This is a genomic window from Streptomyces sp. NPDC001902, from assembly GCF_042891295.1.
Classification (GTDB): domain Bacteria; phylum Actinomycetota; class Actinomycetes; order Streptomycetales; family Streptomycetaceae; genus Actinacidiphila.
In genome coordinates this window covers 656,499-672,711 of the sequence record NZ_JBIATA010000001.1, presented here as the reverse complement: position 1 = coordinate 672,711, position 16,213 = coordinate 656,499, and the positions used below count along the sequence as shown (strand labels likewise).

General features: G+C 73.1%; 14 protein-coding genes. 5 read left to right on the top strand and 9 right to left on the bottom strand.

What is annotated here, in order from left to right:
• Positions 1–242: 242 nt before the first annotated feature.
• On the top strand, positions 243–1,775 hold the full coding sequence (locus tag ACFYYN_RS03140; RefSeq protein WP_499512392.1) for a sodium:solute symporter family protein: 1,533 nt from the start codon (positions 243–245) through the stop codon (positions 1,773–1,775).
• A gap of 59 nt (positions 1,776–1,834) precedes the next feature.
• Here ACFYYN_RS03140 and trxA read toward each other — a convergent pair whose 3' ends face one another.
• Together trxA and ACFYYN_RS03130 are read right to left on the bottom strand one after the other, a co-directional pair.
• On the bottom strand, positions 1,835–2,170 hold the full coding sequence (trxA, locus tag ACFYYN_RS03135; RefSeq protein ID WP_500331536.1) for a thioredoxin: 336 nt from the start codon (positions 2,168–2,170) through the stop codon (positions 1,835–1,837).
• Positions 2,167–2,586 (bottom strand): MerR family transcriptional regulator, encoded by a 420-nt coding sequence (locus ACFYYN_RS03130; RefSeq protein WP_499512394.1) that lies wholly within the window; start codon positions 2,584–2,586, stop codon positions 2,167–2,169. Before ACFYYN_RS03130 ends, trxA begins: the two co-directional genes overlap by 4 nt.
• Positions 2,587–2,709: 123 nt before the next feature.
• Here ACFYYN_RS03130 and ACFYYN_RS03125 point away from each other — a divergent pair, with 123 nt between their 5' ends.
• The 4 genes from ACFYYN_RS03125 (at position 2,710) to ACFYYN_RS03110 (ending at position 7,984) form a co-directional block, all read left to right on the top strand.
• The gene (locus ACFYYN_RS03125) at positions 2,710–5,283 is read left to right on the top strand and encodes a bifunctional FO biosynthesis protein CofGH (RefSeq protein ID WP_500544466.1); all 2,574 of its coding nucleotides are present in this window, start codon (positions 2,710–2,712) and stop codon (positions 5,281–5,283) included.
• 202 nt (positions 5,284–5,485) lie between these two features.
• The gene (locus tag ACFYYN_RS03120; RefSeq protein WP_500544489.1) at positions 5,486–6,226 is read left to right on the top strand and encodes an SCO2400 family protein; all 741 of its coding nucleotides are present in this window, start codon (positions 5,486–5,488) and stop codon (positions 6,224–6,226) included.
• A gap of 17 nt (positions 6,227–6,243) precedes the next feature.
• Positions 6,244–6,726, top strand: coding sequence for a hypothetical protein (locus ACFYYN_RS03115; protein ID WP_500331533.1), 483 nt, complete (start codon positions 6,244–6,246; stop codon positions 6,724–6,726).
• 151 nt (positions 6,727–6,877) lie between these two features.
• Positions 6,878–7,984, top strand: a complete 1,107-nt coding sequence (locus ACFYYN_RS03110) for an ADP-ribosylglycohydrolase family protein (RefSeq protein ID WP_500544465.1) — start codon at positions 6,878–6,880, stop codon at positions 7,982–7,984.
• Positions 7,985–7,997: 13 nt separating this feature from the next.
• On the opposite strand, the gene ACFYYN_RS03105 is transcribed toward ACFYYN_RS03110, so the two are convergent.
• From ACFYYN_RS03105 to ACFYYN_RS03075, 7 genes are all read right to left on the bottom strand, one after another.
• Positions 7,998–8,828, bottom strand: a complete 831-nt coding sequence (locus ACFYYN_RS03105) for a TIGR03619 family F420-dependent LLM class oxidoreductase (RefSeq protein WP_500331529.1) — start codon at positions 8,826–8,828, stop codon at positions 7,998–8,000.
• Positions 8,829–8,927: 99 nt separating this feature from the next.
• On the bottom strand, positions 8,928–10,667 hold the full coding sequence (locus tag ACFYYN_RS03100; protein ID WP_500544464.1) for an N-acyl-D-amino-acid deacylase family protein: 1,740 nt from the start codon (positions 10,665–10,667) through the stop codon (positions 8,928–8,930).
• A 160-nt stretch (positions 10,668–10,827) separates the two neighbouring features.
• Positions 10,828–11,949: an LLM class flavin-dependent oxidoreductase gene (locus tag ACFYYN_RS03095; protein WP_500331525.1), complete on the bottom strand. Its 1,122-nt coding sequence runs from the start codon at positions 11,947–11,949 to the stop codon at positions 10,828–10,830.
• Positions 11,950–12,041: 92 nt separating this feature from the next.
• Positions 12,042–12,806 carry an SDR family NAD(P)-dependent oxidoreductase gene (locus ACFYYN_RS03090; protein WP_500544463.1) on the bottom strand — a complete coding sequence of 255 codons (765 nt, stop codon included), beginning with the start codon at positions 12,804–12,806 and terminating at the stop codon, positions 12,042–12,044.
• A gap of 12 nt (positions 12,807–12,818) precedes the next feature.
• Complete coding sequence (locus ACFYYN_RS03085) at positions 12,819–13,691, bottom strand: TIGR03619 family F420-dependent LLM class oxidoreductase (protein WP_500544462.1); 873 nt, start codon at positions 13,689–13,691, stop codon at positions 12,819–12,821.
• A 212-nt stretch (positions 13,692–13,903) separates the two neighbouring features.
• Positions 13,904–15,139 (bottom strand): amidohydrolase family protein, encoded by a 1,236-nt coding sequence (locus ACFYYN_RS03080; protein WP_500544461.1) that lies wholly within the window; start codon positions 15,137–15,139, stop codon positions 13,904–13,906.
• Between the two features lie 341 nt (positions 15,140–15,480).
• The gene (locus ACFYYN_RS03075) at positions 15,481–16,194 is read right to left on the bottom strand and encodes an AMP-binding protein (protein WP_500544460.1); all 714 of its coding nucleotides are present in this window, start codon (positions 16,192–16,194) and stop codon (positions 15,481–15,483) included.
• Between the last annotated feature and the right edge of the window lie 19 nt (positions 16,195–16,213).

Below are 16,213 nucleotides of genomic sequence, written 5' to 3'. Positions count from 1 at the left end.
GCGGTCGTTCCGGCGAAGTACCCGCTCATCGTGGGGCGCCGGGCAGGTTCACAACAACGTGAAGTAAGGTCAAGAACAAGTAAAATCGTTCTACTCGCTGATCGGTGTTCATGTCCTTGAACACCGTTGGTCTTGACCAGCCCCTTTCCAGGCGGTTCAATCTGGGGCGCCGCCCCGCGACGGACGTACCGGCGAAGTGCGCTCCCGTTCACAAGGCGGACCCCTGGAAGGGGCAACAACGCATGAACAGTCTCGACTGGGCCGTACTCGTCGGCTACTTCGGCGTGATGGTCGCCATCGGCCTGTGGTCCCACAAACGCGTCGACGACGTCAGCGACTTCTTCACCGCGGGCGGTCGCATGCCCTGGTGGCTGTCCGGCATCTCGCACCACATGTCCGGCTACAGCGCGGTCATGTTCACCGGGTACGCCGGCATCGCCTACACCTACGGCGTCACCTCGTACGTCACCTGGTCCTTCCCCATCGCCATCGGCATCGCCATCGGCGCCAACCTCTTCGCGCCCCGGCTCAACCGGCTGCGCTCGCGGCTGCACGTGGCCTCGCCGCTGGAGTACCTGAAGACCCGCTACAACGTCCCGACCCAGCAGGCACTCGCCGTCTCCGGCGTGCTGCTCAAGATCGTGGACGTGGGCGCCAAGTGGGCGGCGATCGCCACCCTCCTGTCGGTCTTCACCGGTGTCTCCCTCAACCAGGGCATCCTCATCACCGGCGCCGTCACGGCCGTCTACTGCACCGTCGGCGGCCTGTGGGCGGACGCCCTCACCGAGCTGGGCCAGTTCGTCATCCAGCTGCTGGCCGGCCTCGCCATGCTGGTCGCGGTGCTGGGCGAGATCGGCGGCATCAGCGGGCTGTGGACGGTCTGGGACAAGCTGCCCGACAATCACACCGCCCCGACCGCCGGCCCGTACACCCTGACCTTCCTGCTGGCGTACCTGTTCATCAAGACGTTCGAGTACAACGGCGGCATGTGGAACCAGGCCCAGCGCTACATGGCCACGAGCAACGCCCGCGAGGCCACGCGCTCGGCGCGGCTGTCGTCCGTGCTGTGGTTCGTCTGGCCGCTGATCCTGTTCTTCCCGATGTGGGTCGCCCCGCTGCTGGTGAAGGCGCAGAAGCCGGACGCCTCCGACTCGTACGCCCTGCTGACCGAGCAACTGCTGCCGCACGGCCTGCTGGGCCTGGTGGTCGTCGGCTTCTTCTCGCACACCATGGCCATGTGCTCCTCGGACGCCAACGCCATCGCCGCCGTCTTCACCCGGGACATCGCCCCGGTGCTGTCCAAGGCGGCGCGCGGCTGGAACGCGCGGGCCGGACTGCTCGCGGCGCGGCTCACCACCGTGGCCTTCCTCGCCCTGTCGATGGCGGTGGCCACCCAGGTCAACTCGCCGACCTTCAAGGACATCATCACGGTCGTCATCAAGTGGGTGGCCGGCCTGATGGGCCCGATCGCGATCCCGTTCATGCTCGGCCTGCTGCGGACGTTCCGCAAGTCCGGCCCGACGGCGGCGCTGGTCTCCTGGGCGGCGGGCCTGTTCGCCTTCTGGCTCACCAACTACGGCCTGGACGGGGTGCAGCTGCAGATCCAGATCGTGACGCCGCTCGCGGTCAGCCTCGTGCTCTACGTGCTCATCGGCTTCGTCAAGCCCGAGGACACCCCGGAGCGCGACGCGGTCCTGGCGCGGATCAACTCCGACGGGGACGGGGACGACGCGGCCGCCGCCGCGACCCTGCCCGAGGAGCCCGCGAAGGCCTGACGGCCGGGTCCCGGGGCGGACCTTCACCCGCCCCGGGACCCGCCCGGGCGCCCGCCCGCTCACAGGACGTCGGCGAGCTCCTGCAGCAGCCGCCGCTTGGGCCGCGCCCCCACCAGGGACTTCACCGGCTCCCCCGACCGGAAGACCATCAGGGTCGGCATCGACAGGACGCCGTACGCCGCCGTCGCCTGCGGGTTGTGGTCCACGTCGAGCTGGACGACCTTCAGCCGGCCCGCCTCCTCGTGGGCGACCTCCGCCAGGACCGGGGCGATCTGGCGGCACGGCGGGCACCAGTCGGCGGTGAACTCCACCAGCACCGGCCCCTCGGCCCCCAGCACCTCCTCGGCGAACGTCGCGTCGGTCACCTCGGTCAGGCCCTCGATGTGCGTCGTCATCGCGTACTCCCCTCGTCTGCCTCGCAGCTGAACTCACAGCGCGGTTCGGAGGTGCCCCCGGCCGAGGCCAGCTCCGCGCGGACAAGCTGCGAGCCGAGCCGCTCGCGGAGCTCCCCCAGACGGTCGATGCACTCGTCGAGCTCGGCCAGCTTGCGCCGGTACACGTCGATCGAGGCGGCACAGGAGTCACCCTCCGGGTGGCCGGCCCGCAGGCAGTCCACGAACGGCCGGGTGTCCTCCAGTTCGAAGCCGAAGGCGCGCAGCGCCTGGATCTGCCGGAGCAGTCGCAGGTCCTGCTCGTCGTAGGCCCGGTAGCCGTTGCCCGTGCGCCGGGCCCGCAGCAAGCCGAGCGACTCGTAGTGGCGCAGGGCGCGGGTGGTGGTCCCGGCCCGTTCGGCGAGTTCTCCGATCCGCATGCCCCCGACGGTAGACCTTGACGCGGACGTCAAGGCCAGCCCGGATATTCCCCGTCGGGGCCCGGCGGCCCGGTGATCCTCCCGACACCGCCGACTGACGTACGCCGCGCCTATCCTCGGAGGATGACCCACACTCCGCCCACCACCAACAGCATGCGCCGTGCCCTGAGGCGCGCCCGTGACGGCGTGGCGCTCGACACCGCGGAGGCCGCGGTGCTGCTCCAGGCGCGGGGGGAGGACCTCGCCACCCTGACGGAGAGCGCGGCCCGGGTGCGGGACGCGGGCCTGGAGGCGGCGGGACGGCCCGGGATCATCACCTACTCCAAGAGCGTCTTCATCCCGCTCACCCGCCTATGCCGGGACAAATGCCACTACTGCACCTTCGTGACCGTCCCCGGCAAGCTGCGGCGAGCCGGGCACGGGATGTTCATGTCCCCGGACGAGGTGCTGGAGATCGCCCGGCGCGGTGCCGAACTGGGCTGCAAGGAAGCGCTGATCACCCTCGGGGACAAGCCGGAGGAGCGGTGGCCGGAGGCGCGGGAGTGGCTGGACGCGCACGGCTACGACGACACCATCGCGTACGTGCGGGCGATGTCCATCAGGATCCTGGAGGAGACGGGGCTGCTGCCGCACCTCAACCCCGGGGTCATGAGCTGGACGGACTTCCAGCGGCTGAAGCCGGTCGCCCCCTCGATGGGCATGATGCTGGAGACGACGGCGACCCGGCTGTGGAGCGAGCCCGGCGGCCCGCACTACGGCTCCCCCGACAAGGAACCGGCCGTACGGCTGCGGGTGCTGGAGGACGCGGGGCGCAGCTCCGTGCCGTTCACCAGCGGGCTGCTCATCGGCATCGGTGAGACCTACGAGGAGCGTGCCGAGTCGCTGTTCGCGCTGCGCCGCGTCGCGCGGTCGTACCACGGCATCCAGGAACTGATCATCCAGAACTTCCGCGCCAAGCCGGACACCGCGATGCGCGGCATGCCGGACGCGGAACTGGACGACCTGGTGGCCACGGTGGCGGTCGCCCGGCACATCATGGGGCCGTCGGCCTGCCTCCAGGCACCGCCGAACCTGGTGGACGCGGAGTACGCCCGGCTGATCGGGGCCGGCATCGACGACTGGGGCGGGGTGTCGCCGCTGACCCCGGACCACGTCAACCCCGAGCGGCCCTGGCCGCAGATCGAGGAGCTGGCGGCACGCTCGGCGGAGGTGGGCTTCAGCTTGCGCGAACGGCTCTGCGTGTACCCGGAGTTCGTCCGGCGCGGCGAGCCGTGGCTGGACCCGCGGCTGCTGCCGCACGTGCGGGCGCTGGCCGACCCGGCCACAGGTCTGGCGCGCGAGGACGCCGAGGTCACCGGCCGTCCGTGGCAGGAGCCGGAGGAGGTCTTCACCGCCGCCGGCCGCACCGACCTGCACCGCACCATCGACACCGAGGGACGCACCGGCGACCGCCGGGAGGACTTCGACGAGGTCTACGGGGACTGGGAGGCGCTGCGCGAGCAGGCCGCCCCCGGCCTGGTCCCGGACCGCATCGAGGCCGACGTGCGCACCGCGCTGTCCGTGGCCGCCGACGACCCCACGAAGCTGACCGACGCCGAGGCGCTCGCGCTGCTGCACGCCGACGGGGCGGCGCTGGACGCGCTGTGCCGGATCGCCGACGACGTCCGCCGCGACGCGGTGGGCGACGAGGTCACCTACGTCGTCACGCGGAACATCAACTTCACCAACGTCTGCTACACCGGTTGCCGGTTCTGCGCCTTCGCCCAGCGCCGCACCGACGCCGACGCCTACACCCTGTCCCTGTCCCAGGTCGCCGACCGGGCGGAACAGGCCTGGCAGCTCGGCGCCACCGAAGTCTGCATGCAGGGCGGCATCCACCCCGACCTGCCCGGCACCGCCTACTTCGACATCGCCCGCGCGGTCAAGGAACGCGTACCCGGCATGCACGTGCACGCCTTCTCCCCCATGGAGGTCGTCAACGGCGCCACCCGCACCGGCATGTCCCTCCGCGAATGGCTGAGCGCCGCCAAGGAAGCCGGCCTGGACTCCGTCCCCGGCACCGCCGCCGAGATCCTCGACGACGAGGTCCGCTGGGTCCTGACCAAGGGCAAACTACCCGCCGCCACCTGGGTCGAGGTCATCACCACGGCACACGAACTGGGCCTGCCCTCCTCCTCCACCATGATGTACGGCCACGTCGACCAGCCCCACCACTGGCTCGCCCACCTGCGCCTGCTCGCCCGGATCCAGCAGGAGACCGGCGGCTTCACCGAATTCGTCACCCTGCCGTTCATCCACACCAACGCACCCGTCTACCTGGCCGGCATCGCCCGCCCCGGCCCCACCCTGCGCGACAACCGCGCGGTCACCGCCATGGCCCGCCTCCTGCTCCACCCCCACATCCGCAACATCCAGACCAGCTGGGTCAAGCTCGGCACCGACGGCGCCGCCGAGATGCTGCGCTCCGGCGCCAACGACCTCGGCGGCACCCTGATGGAGGAGACCATCTCCCGCATGGCGGGCTCCGGTTACGGCTCCTACCGCTCCATCCGCGACCTGGTCGCCATCGCCGACGCCGCCGGCCGCCCCGCCCGCCAGCGCACCACCACCTACGGCGAAGTACCCGCAGAACGGATCGCCGCAGGCCTGGCCTCCGACGGCCACCTGCCCGAACTGCTGCCCGTCCTCGAGGACTGAGCCGGGGCGCGGCCCCGGCCGCGCCCCTCGGCAACCTCTGCAAAAGAGTCCGAGCAACTCTCCAAAAGCGTCACACAGGCTGCGCACCTCCTTCGGGAGGTGTCGTTAGCGTTGCTGGCCGTCCCGCCCTGCACGGTGAACGTGCGCGCGGACCTGCCGCCGACGTCCCCCGGCGGCGTTGTCAGCAGAGAAAGACTCGGAGATGGACTACTGCTCCTCTTGCCGTCGGCATCTCAACGGGGCTCTCGTGTGTCCGGGGTGCGGCGCGTACGCACCCGACATAGCACCGCCCATGTGGCAGGGCCCGGACCCGGCCGCCGAACGGGAGCGGCTCCGCGACGCGGACTCCCCGGACGACCCCGACGGAACCGAACAGGACGACGCCGACCCGTCGCTGCAGGGTCGTGCGGCCCGGCGGCGGCAGCTGGAACGCTGGAAGAAGAACCGGCGGCGCGCCGCGGCGGCCACGGCCGTGGCACTCGTCGGCGGCGGCCTCACCGTCGCGGCGCTGCCGCACGGCGGCTCCAAGGGCCGGGCCGACACGGCGGCGGCCGCGGAGACCCTGACCCCGGCCACCGCCCGCACCCTGCCGCTCTCCTCGATCCCCGCGCAGCCCGGCGGCGACGCCACGCACCGGCCCGGTCAGCGCGCACACCCCGCCACCACCGCGCCGCGCGGCGACGCACCCCGCTCCGCGCCGACCGCGACGCGCACCACCGCGCCGGCGCACACCGCCCCGCAGGGCGACACCGGTCCCCGGGCCGGCACGGTCGCGGCCGTCCCCGCGCCCGCGGACACCGCCCCCCACACCACCGCGCCCTCGTCCGCCCCCCATTCCCCCGCGGACGTCCCGGCCACACCCCCCACGACGACGGCGGCCCCCACGCCGCCGGCAACGAAGTCACCGATGCAGCTGTGCCTCCTGGTCCTCTGCGTCGGCTGACCGGAAAGGAACCCCACGTGCCAAGCAGCTACGCCGACCACGACCGCCGCCGCGTCCACGCCTGGCGGTTGTGGGGCGTCGGAGCCCTGACCGCGGTGCTCGCCGGCCTGCTGGCCAAGGCGGGCATCCTGGTCGCGCAGAGATTCCTGCTGCTGCCGCTCTTCGCCCCCCAGGGCTACGGGCTGTGGCGCGACGCCGCCGCCACCGCCTACGTCCTCGGGGCAGCGCTCGTCGCGCTCGCCGCGACGCTCCTGCTGCGCGTCCTCCTCACCACGACGCCCCGCGCCACGCTGTTCTTCGGCTGGATCATGGCCGGGCTGACCCTCTTCGCCGTGGTGATCCCGCTGGCCCTGCACCGCTCCAACGAGATGCTCGCCACCTGCGTGGTGAACCTCTTCATCGGGCTGATCGTCACCTCCCTGCTCGCGGGCGCGGCCCGCTGGGCACGGACCCGCGGCATCCAGGCCCCCCGGCCCGCGTGGCAGGGCCGCAACTGGTGACCCCCGGGCCCCGGCCCCTCGAAGGCCCCCGTTGCCACGGCAGCGGGGGCCTTCGCCGATGCGTGACCGACCACATTCCGTTCGCGACCGGAAGCCGACCGATCTGGGTCGATTACAGTGCTTGGTCGGGTCGAGCAGAGAGGCGTCGGACATGGTCGGGGCCATATGGGGGCGTGCCGAGCAGCAGGACTTCCGCAGCCGGGTGCGCGGTTGTCTGCTCGGTGGTGCGATCGGCGACGCCCTCGGCGCCGGCGTCGAGTCCGACTCCCTGGCCGCCCTGCGGCAGGCGCACGGGAAGGACGGGGTCACCGACTACGTCCCGGCGTACGGGCGGCGGGGGGCCGTCACCGACGGCACCCAGATGACGCTGTTCACCGCCGAGGGCCTGATACGCGCCCAGGTGCGCCGCGACGCCGGGGCCTGGCACCCGCCCACCGACGTGCACCGGGCCCACCTGCGCTGGGCGGCCACCCAGAACGACTGGGGGCCCGACGAGCGCCGCAAGGACGCCGGCTGGCTGGCCCGCGAGGAGTGGCTGTACGCGCGCCGCGGCCCCGGGAAGGCCTGCCTGACCGGGCTCGGCGACGAGCGGATGGGCACCCTCGACGACCCCAAGAACCCGGACGCCAAGGGCTGCGGCGCGGTCGTACGGTCCGCGCCCTTCGGGCTGCTGGTCGGCTGGGAGCCGCAACTGGTGTTCCAGCTCGCCGTCGAGTGCGCCGCGCAGACGCACGGTCATCCCACCGGCGTCCTGGCCGCCGGGGCGTTCGCCGTCATCGTCCACGGACTGGCCCGCGGCGAGGCCCTGGACGGCGCCGTGCAGCACACGCTGGCCCTGATCGCGGCACGCCCCGGGCACGAGGAGACCTCCGCGGCACTGCAGGCCGCCCTCGGCGCCGTACGCCAGGGACTGCCCGGCGCGGAGCGGGTGGAGTCCCTGGGCGCGGGCCGGACCGCCGAGGAGGCACTCGCCGTCGGCGTCTACTGCGCCCTGGTCGCCGAGGACGTCCGGCACGGACTGCTGCTGGCGGTCAACCACTCCGGGGACAGCGACTCCACCGGTTCGATCTGCGGCAACCTGCTGGGCGTGCAGCACGGCGAGACCGCCCTGCCCCCGGCCTGGACCGCGGAACTGGAGGGCCGGGGCACCGTCCTCCAGCTCGCCGACGACTTCGCCATGGAGATGACGCAGGGCCCCGCACTGCACGGTCCCGGCGGCGCGTCCGCGGGGTGGCTGGAGCGCTACCCCGGCACCTGAGCGCCGGCCGACGTCAGGTGTACTGCGCGTAGTCGTCGAGCGTGCGCAGCACGTCCGCCGTTCCCGCGGACGGCAGTTGCAGCACGACCTCCTCCAGGCCCTGGTCCCGGTAGTACGCCAGCTTGCCCGGACTGGGGCGCACGGCGTACGGCACGACCTGGAGCGCCTTGGCGTCCCGGCCGGCGTCCTCCCACACGCGGCGCAGCCGCGGCACGCTCTCCGCCAGCCCGCCCCCGCCGATCGGCATCCAGCCGTCGGCGTACTCGGCGATGTGCGCGAACAGCGCGGGGCCCCCGGCGCCGCCGCACAGGATGCGGGGCCGCCCGCCCGACGCGGGCTTGGGCCAGGCGTGGCTGGCCGCGACCCTGCAGGACCCGCCCTCGTACGCGGTCGGTTCCGGCGCCCACAGGGCGTGCATGAGGGCCATCCGCTCCCGCACCAGTTCCCGGCGGCGCGGCCAGTCGACCCCGTGGTCGGCGGCCTCCTCCACGTTCCAGCCGAAGCCGACGCCGAGGGTGAACCGGCCGCCGGAGAGGAAGTCCAGGCTCGCGACCTGTTTGGCCAGCACGATCGGATCGTGCTGCGCGACCAGCGTGATCCCGGTGCCCAGCCGCAGCCGGTGGGTGACGGCCGCGGCGGCGGACAGGCCCACGAAGGGGTCGAGCGTGCGGCCGTACTCCGGCGGCAGCGGGCCGCCCATCGGCGCGGGGGTGCGGCGGCTGACCGGGATGTGCGTGTGCTCCGGGAGGTACAGGCCATCGAAGCCGCGCTCCTCCAGTTCCCGGGCGAGCCGGACGGCGGGGACGGAGTGGTCGGTCAGGAAGATCGTCGTGGCGATCCGCATGGCGTCGTCGCACCTCCCGTGCTGTGGGCCAGTGTTATGCCCGTGCCGCGCGGCGCGGACACCCGCGGCACGGCGTCCCGCCACGGGGGCGGCCCGGGGTCACACGCCCGTGGGGACCGTGCGGGTGTCCCGTCCGGAACGCAGGACCCGGCCGGGGACGGCCCCGGTGATCCTGTCGTCGCGGATCGTCTCCACGCCGCCCACCCGCACGCTGACCACGCCCCGGGCCCTGGAGTCCAGGCGCGGGCTGTCGCCCGGCAGGTCGTGCACGAGGGTGGCGGTGCCCGCGTCGATCCGCTCGGGGTCGAACAGCACCAGGTCGGCGTGGTACCCCTCCGCGACCCGGCCGCGCCCGCGGAGCCCGAACAGCCGTGCCGGGTCGTCGGTGAGCATCCGCACCGCCTTCTCCAGCGGGACCAGCCGGCGGCCGCGCAGGCAGTCGCCGAGGAACCGGGTGGTGTACGGCGCCCCGCACATGCGGTCCAGGTGGGCACCCGCGTCGGAGCCCCCGAGCAGCACGTCCTCGTGCTCCCAGGTGTTCCGGCGCAGCTCCCAGCTGTCCGGGTCGTTGTCGGTGGGCATGGGCCACAGCACCGTCCGCAACCCGTCGGCCGCGCAGATCTCGACGAGGGTGCGGAAGGGGTCCTGGCCCCGTTCGGCGGCGATGTCCCGCACGACCCGGCCGCTGACGCCGGCCCGCCGGTTCTCCTCGGAGTACGTGTCCCCGATGACGTACCGCCCGAAGTCGGCGAGCCGGCGGAAGACACCCGCCTCGGGGCTGCCGGCGCGGCGGAGCATCCCCGCGCGGACCTCGGGGTCGCGGAGCCGGGCGATGCGCTCGGGGACGGGCAGGGAGAGGATCTCGCCCCAGCCGGGGATGAGGTTGAGGGCGCAGAAGGTGCCGAGCGACATGTTCATCGGGGTCAGGATGGGCATCGTCAGCGCGACGACGCGGCCCCCGGCCTTGCGGGCCCGCTCGGAGGCCTGCAGCTGGCGGGGCACACGGTCCGGGACGGCCGCGTCGACGGTCAGCACGTTCCAGTTGAGCGGGCGGCCCGCGGCCACGGTCATGTCGACGAAGAGGTCGATCTCGTCGTCGGAGAAGGTGTCCAGGCAACCGGCGACGATCGCCTCGATCTGCGTGCCCTCGTGCTCCCCGACGGCCCGGGAGAGCGCGAGCAGTTCCGCGGGCCGGGCGTGCCGCGAGGCCACCGGGCGGCCGTCGCCGTCGGAGTGGGTGGCGGACTGGGTCGTCGACAGGCCCCAGCCGCCGGCCTCCATGGACTCGTGGAAGAGCCGCAGCATGCGGTCGAGCTGGTCCGGTGAGGGCTGCCCGCCGACGGCGTCGGGCCCCATGACGTAGCGGCGCAGCGCGCAGTGGCCCACCATGAAACCGGCGTTGACGGCGATCCGGCCCTCCAGGGCGTCCAGGTAGTCGCCGAAGCCGTGCCAGTTCCAGTCGACCCCGGACTCCAGGGCCTTCAGCGACATCCCCTCGACCTTGGACATCATCCGGCGGGTGTAGTCGGCGTCCTGCGGCTTGAGCGGCGCCAGGGTGAAACCGCAGTTGCCGCCGGCGACGGTGGTGACCCCGTGGTTCATGGAGGGGGTCGCGAAGGGGTCCCAGAACAGCTGGGCGTCGTAGTGGGTGTGCGGGTCGACGAAGCCCGGGGCGAGGACCAGCCCGGTCGCGTCCTCGGTGGTCCGTGCGGGCTCCTCGGTCCGGCCGGGCGGCGTGACCGTGACGACGCGGCCGTCCCGCAGGCCGACGTCGGCCGTACGGGCCGGGGCACCGGTGCCGTCGACGAGCGTCGCGCCGCGGATCAGGTGGTCGAGCATGCGTGGTCCCTCCTCCTGCTGGGGCCGCGGGCGGGCCGCCCGCCGCGCGGGTGTGGCCCCCGGCCGTCCCCGGGCGCGGCGGGCCGCCGCCGCGGTGCCGGTCCGGACGGGGGCCGGGCGGCGGTCCGGGAAGGCGCCGCCCTGTCGGTGGCCCGCGGCGTCACGCCGCCCGGCGGAAGCGGGTCGTCCGGTGCACCGGGTCCGTGTCGATCTTGGGGATGACGTGCTCCCCCACCAGCTTGATCGTGCGCATCGTGTCCTCGAAGGGGACGCCCACCGGCAGCCCGAACGACAGCTGGTCGGCCCCCGCGGACTCCCAGCGCTTGCACTGCTTGAGCGCGTCGTCCGGGTCGCCGCAGATCATCAGCTCCTCGTCGAGGAGCATCTCGATGAGCTCCTCGGTGTACGTCGGCAGCAGCTCGGGCCACTGCGGGATGTACTCCGGGCGCGGGAAGGTGTCGTGGTAGCGGAAGACCAGCGACTGCAGGTAGTTGAGGTTGCTGCTCGCGGCGACACGGATCGCTTCCTTGCGGGTCTCGGCGACGATCGCGGTGGTCGTCACCATGACGTTGTCGTTGACGAAGTCCCCGATGGGCTCGGCGTCGCGCACCGCGGTCTTGTACTGCTCCAGCACCCACTCCATGTCGGAGACCTTCTGGACGCTGAAGCCCAGCACGCCCAGGCCCTTGCGGGCGGCCATGGCGTAGGAGGGCGGCGAGCCCGCGGCGTACCACATGGCCGGGTGCGACGTCCCGTACGGCTTGGGGAACACCTTGCGGGGCGGCAGGGACCAGTGCTTGCCCTGGAAGCCCGGGTACTCCTCGTTGAGCCACATCTTGGGGAACTCGCCGACGGTCTCCTCCCAGATCTCCTTGGTGGCGTTCATGTCCGTGACGCCGGGGAGGAAGCCGAGGATCTCGTGGCTGCCGGCGCCGCGGCCGGTGCCGAACTCGAAACGCCCGTCGGAGAGGTGGTCGAGCATGGCGACCTTCTCCGCGACCTTCACCGGGTGGTTGACCTGCGGGAGCGGGTTGAAGATGCCCGACCCGAGGTGGATCCGCTCGGTGGCGTGGGTGAGGTAGCCGATGTAGACGTCGTTGGCGGACAGGTGCGAGTACTCCTCGAGGAAGTGGTGCTCGCTGAACCAGGCGTACTTGAAGCCCGACCGGTCCGCCTGCACGACGTACTCGGTCTCCTCCATCAGCGCGTGGTGCTCGGCCTGCGGGTCGACCTCCGAGCGGAACTTGGGCACATATCCCTGTACGAAGATCCCGAATTCCAAGGGGTTCACCGTCCCTAGCTTTTCTGACGGATCGTCAGATTCCCGCTCCGACTCTTCCACCGGCGACGGGGGAGGTCAATACCCGATCGCCGTCAGAAGAGCGAGACCCCGGCCAGCCAGCCGCCGTCGATGACGAACGGCTGCCCGGTGACGTACGAGGAGTCGTCACTGGTCAGGAAGAGCGCGAGCCGCGCGACCTCCTCCGGGCGCCCGATCCGGGCGAGCGGCACGAGCTTGCCGTACAGCTGGTCCAGGGCCTCCGCCGGCACGCTCTCCCCGGGGTTGGACATGGGGGTGTCGATCGCACCCGGGCACATCGCGTTGACCCGGATGCCCTTGGGCGCCAGCTCCAAGGCGGCCACCCGCGTCATGCCGACGACGGCCGCCTTGGTCGCGGCGTACGAGGTCACCCCGGCCATGCCGGCCAGCGCCACGTAGGAGGCGGTGTTCACGATGGTGCCGCCGCCGGCCGCCGCGAGCAGCGGGGCCACGGTGCGCATCCCCAGGAAGGCACCGACCTGGTTGACCAGGACGACCTCCTGGAACTCCGCGAGCGGGGTGTCGACGAGTTCGTTGAAGCGCAGGATGCCGGCGTTGTTGACCAGCCCGTCCAGCCGCCCGAAGGCCTCGGTGGCGACGTCCAGGGCGGCGGCCCAGTCCGCCTCGCTCGTCACGTCCAGGTGGACGTAGCGCGCCCGGTCGCCGCCGATCCCCTCCGCCACGGCGGCACCCCGCTCGTCCAGCACGTCCCCGAGGACGACCCGCGCCCCCTCCGCCGCGAAGAGCAGCGCCTCCTGCTCGCCCTGCCCGCGCGCCGCGCCGGTGATCAGCACGACCCGGCCGTCCAGCTTGCCCATGTCCGTCACTCCCTACGCGTCGAGGTGCGGCGCCACGCCGTCGGCGAACGCCTCCATCTGGTCGAGCAGTTCCGCCGCTCCCCGGGCGCGGAACCTCACCTGGATCTGGTCCACCCCCATCGCGCCGTACTCCCGCAGCGACTCGGCCACCGCCTGCGACTTCCCGGTCAGCGTGCGCCGCCCCACCGGCCACCCCGGCTCGCCGACGTACAGCGGCTCCGCGATCACCCCGATGGTGATCGGCGTCCCGCCGCGCAGTTCCCGCAGCCGGGCGATCTGCCCGGGCATGGCCTTCCGGGAGTCCCCCTGGGGCAGCCAGCCGTCGCCCTTGAGCGCCGCGCGCCGCACCGCCGCGGGCGACGACCCCCCGACCCACACCGGGACCGGGCGCTGCACCGGCTCCGGCTTCTGCTCCCCCGCCGCGAAGTGCGCCCGCACCGCGTCGATCGCCTCGTCCAGCAGCGGCCCGCGCCGCTCGAAGTCCACCCCGAGGGCCTCGAACTCCTCCCGGACGTGCCCGGCCCCGACCCCGAGGATCAGCCGGCCGCCGCAGAGGTGGTCCAGCGTCGCGTACTGCTTGGCGGTCAGCAGCGGATGCCGCAGTCCGATCACCGCGACGTGGCTCAGCAGCCGCACCCGCGTCGTCACGGCGGCCAGGAAGGCCAGCGTGGCGACCGGGTCGTACCAGGTGGGGCTCATCGCGGGGGCGAGCCGGGGCGGGATCGCCACGTGGTCGCAGCACCCGATGTACGCGAAGCCGAGCCGGTCCGCCGCCCGCGCGACGTCCACCAGGTCGCCCGGCGGCGCCGCGGCCTCCCACGGCTCCGCGTAGAGGGTGCTGAGCGATTGCACCGGCAGCTGCATGCCGTACGCGGTCTTGGTCATGCCGCCATGGTCGGACCTGACGGTCCGTCAGACAAGGGGTCCGGCCGGGCCGGCGCCGGCGCCGGTCAGCGCGCGGCGAACCCGTCGAAGGGCGCGCCGATGCCGAACACCGACAGCCGCGGGCCGTCGGCGTCCGCCCGGATGCCGGGAGAAGCCCACCAGGCGGCCGCGCACCGTGCGCGACGCGGCCGCCAACAGCAGGCGGGACCTCCTCAGCCGGCGTCCCCGCCCTGCCCGGACCACAAACCCTCCGGGGTCAGCCCCAGCAGCTCGATCGCGTTGCCGCGCACGATCCGCTCGACGACGTCCGGGGCGAGGTGCCCCATCTGGGCCTCGCCGACCTCGCGGGACTTGGGCCAGGTCGAGTCGGAGTGCGGGTAGTCGGTCTCGTACAGGACGTTGCCGACACCGATCGCGTCGATGTTGCGCAGGCCCACCGCGTCGTCGAAGAAGCACCCGTATATGTGCTCCCGGAACAGCTCCGAGGGCGGCCGCAGCACCTTGTCGGCCACGCCGCCCCAGCCCCGGTTCTCCTCCCAGACGACGTCGGCGCGCTCCAGGATGTACGGGATCCAGCCGATCTGGCCTTCCGCGTACATGATCCGCAAGGAGGGGAAGCGGTCGAAGATCGCCGACATCAGCCAGTCGACCATGGAGAAGCAGCAGTTGGCGAAGGTGATCGTGGAGCCGACCGCGGGCGGCGCGTCGACGGAGGTGGACGGCATGCGCGAGGAGGAGCCGATGTGCATCGCGATGACGGTGCCGGTCTCGTCGCAGGCGCGCAGGAAGGGGTCCCACGCGTCGGTGTGCACGGACGGCAGCCCCAGGTGCGGCGGGATCTCGGAGAAGCAGACCGCCCGCACCCCGCGCTCGGCGTTGCGGCGCACCTCCGCGGCGGCCAGCTCCGCGTCCCACAACGGGATGAGGGTGAGCGGGATCAGCCGGCCCCCGGCCTGCGGGCCGCACCACTCCTCGACCATCCAGTCGTTGTAGGCGCGCACGCACAGCAACCCCAGTTCTCGGTCCTTGGCCTCGGTGAACGTCTGGCCGCAGAACCGCGGGAAGGTGGGGAAGCACAGGGCGGACTGCACGTGGTTGACGTCCATGTCCGCCAGCCGCTCGGGGACGCTGTAGGAGCCGGGGCGCATCTGCTCGTAGGTGATCGCCTCCAGCCGCACCTCGTCCCTGCTGTACCCGACGGCGGTGTCCAGCCGGGTCAGGGGGCGCCGCAGGTCCTCGTAGACCCACCAGTCGGCGACGGGACCCTCGTCACCCGGCTCACCCATGCGCGGGGTGAACCTGCCCCCGACGAAGGTCATCGACTTCAGGGGCGCGCGCACGATGCGCGGCGCGCTGTCCCGGTACGCCGACGGGAGCCGGTCCCGCCAGACGCCGGGGGGCTCGACCGTGTGGTCGTCCACCGAAATGATCCTCGGGAAGGTCTCCATGGGCCCACGGTAGCGCGAATCTGACGGGTCGTCAGCAACTCTGTGGGCGTCCCGTCTTTGCGTGCGGCGCCGTTGTGGTTGCGTTTTGGGGTTTCCCCGCCGCCCTCCCTCCCCCCAGCCCCCGGCCGCGGGGACCCCCATGGGCGCACCCCGGCGCGGCACCGACCCCACAACGACCGCGCGAGGCGGTCACTGACCGCGCCGGGCAATCGGGCGGGAGGGCGGGGGACAGCCCGCCGCAGGCGCAACGCACCCGCGCACGCCCACAGGGCAGCCCGGCGCAGCCGCCCGCAGGCGCAACGCACCCGCGCACAAACACCCGCCCGCAACGGGACCCGCGGTCACGCCACCCCAGCGCCCGGCGCAAGCAGAAGCATGCGCCACACCGCGTCCTCCAACCCGTGCACGGAGGCGATCCACCCCAGGCTGTCCTCCGGGGTCCCCCGGCCCGCCGCGACCGCCAGCTCACCCACCGCGTCCGCGAGGTCGCCGTGCCGCAGCGCGGGCTCCATGCGGCCCCCGCCCAGCCCGTCGGCGACGTACCGCTCGTAGCCGGGCGCCGTGCGCAGGACGCCGACCGGCCGCCACTCCTGCGCCAGGCGGTCGACCGGTTCGCCGCCCACCCGGCGCCCGTCGGCCTCCACGACCTGGGTGCGCGAGCGGTCCACCGAGAGCGCGGTCCACGCGTCGGCACCGGTGAGCACCATCGCGGGGCGGCAGCGGTCGACGGCCTCCGCGACCGTCCCCGCCCCGTCGGGGCCGCCGCCGACCAGCGGCACCGCCGCCATCCCGGCGTACAGGCAGCCGTAGAACGCCCCGGCGAGGTCCGCGCCCTGCGGATAGGCGAGCAGCACCCGGCTGCCCGGCGGCACCAGCCGTCCCAGCCGCGCCGCGACCGCGCGGGCACGGCGGTCCAGCGCGGCGAAGTCGCAGTCGTACGGCGCGTACGGTCGACCCTCCGGATGCCGGACGGCCCGGCGGCGCAAGGCGGGACCGGGCAGCCGGTACACCGAGGGCGCCGGCGCACCGCCGCTGCGGCTCCGCGGTCCGCTCACGGCCTGCGGCACACAACGC

What these genes read in the sequence shown, in the direction of transcription:
- ACFYYN_RS03085 (WP_500544462.1), bottom strand. Translation starts at nt 13,691, where the DNA reads ATGACCAAGACCGCGTACGGCATGCAGCTGCCGGTGCAATCGCTCAGC.
- ACFYYN_RS03080 (WP_500544461.1), bottom strand. Translation starts at nt 15,139, where the DNA reads ATGGAGACCTTCCCGAGGATCATTTCGGTGGACGACCACACGGTCGAG.
- ACFYYN_RS03105 (WP_500331529.1), bottom strand. Translation starts at nt 8,828, where the DNA reads ATGCGGATCGCCACGACGATCTTCCTGACCGACCACTCCGTCCCCGCC.
- ACFYYN_RS03140 (WP_499512392.1), top strand. Translation starts at nt 243, where the DNA reads ATGAACAGTCTCGACTGGGCCGTACTCGTCGGCTACTTCGGCGTGATG.
- ACFYYN_RS03125 (WP_500544466.1), top strand. Translation starts at nt 2,710, where the DNA reads ATGACCCACACTCCGCCCACCACCAACAGCATGCGCCGTGCCCTGAGG.
- ACFYYN_RS03110 (WP_500544465.1), top strand. Translation starts at nt 6,878, where the DNA reads ATGGTCGGGGCCATATGGGGGCGTGCCGAGCAGCAGGACTTCCGCAGC.
- ACFYYN_RS03120 (WP_500544489.1), top strand. Translation starts at nt 5,486, where the DNA reads ATGGACTACTGCTCCTCTTGCCGTCGGCATCTCAACGGGGCTCTCGTG.
- ACFYYN_RS03130 (WP_499512394.1), bottom strand. Translation starts at nt 2,586, where the DNA reads ATGCGGATCGGAGAACTCGCCGAACGGGCCGGGACCACCACCCGCGCC.
- trxA (WP_500331536.1), bottom strand. Translation starts at nt 2,170, where the DNA reads ATGACGACGCACATCGAGGGCCTGACCGAGGTGACCGACGCGACGTTC.
- ACFYYN_RS03090 (WP_500544463.1), bottom strand. Translation starts at nt 12,806, where the DNA reads ATGGGCAAGCTGGACGGCCGGGTCGTGCTGATCACCGGCGCGGCGCGC.
- ACFYYN_RS03100 (WP_500544464.1), bottom strand. Translation starts at nt 10,667, where the DNA reads ATGCTCGACCACCTGATCCGCGGCGCGACGCTCGTCGACGGCACCGGT.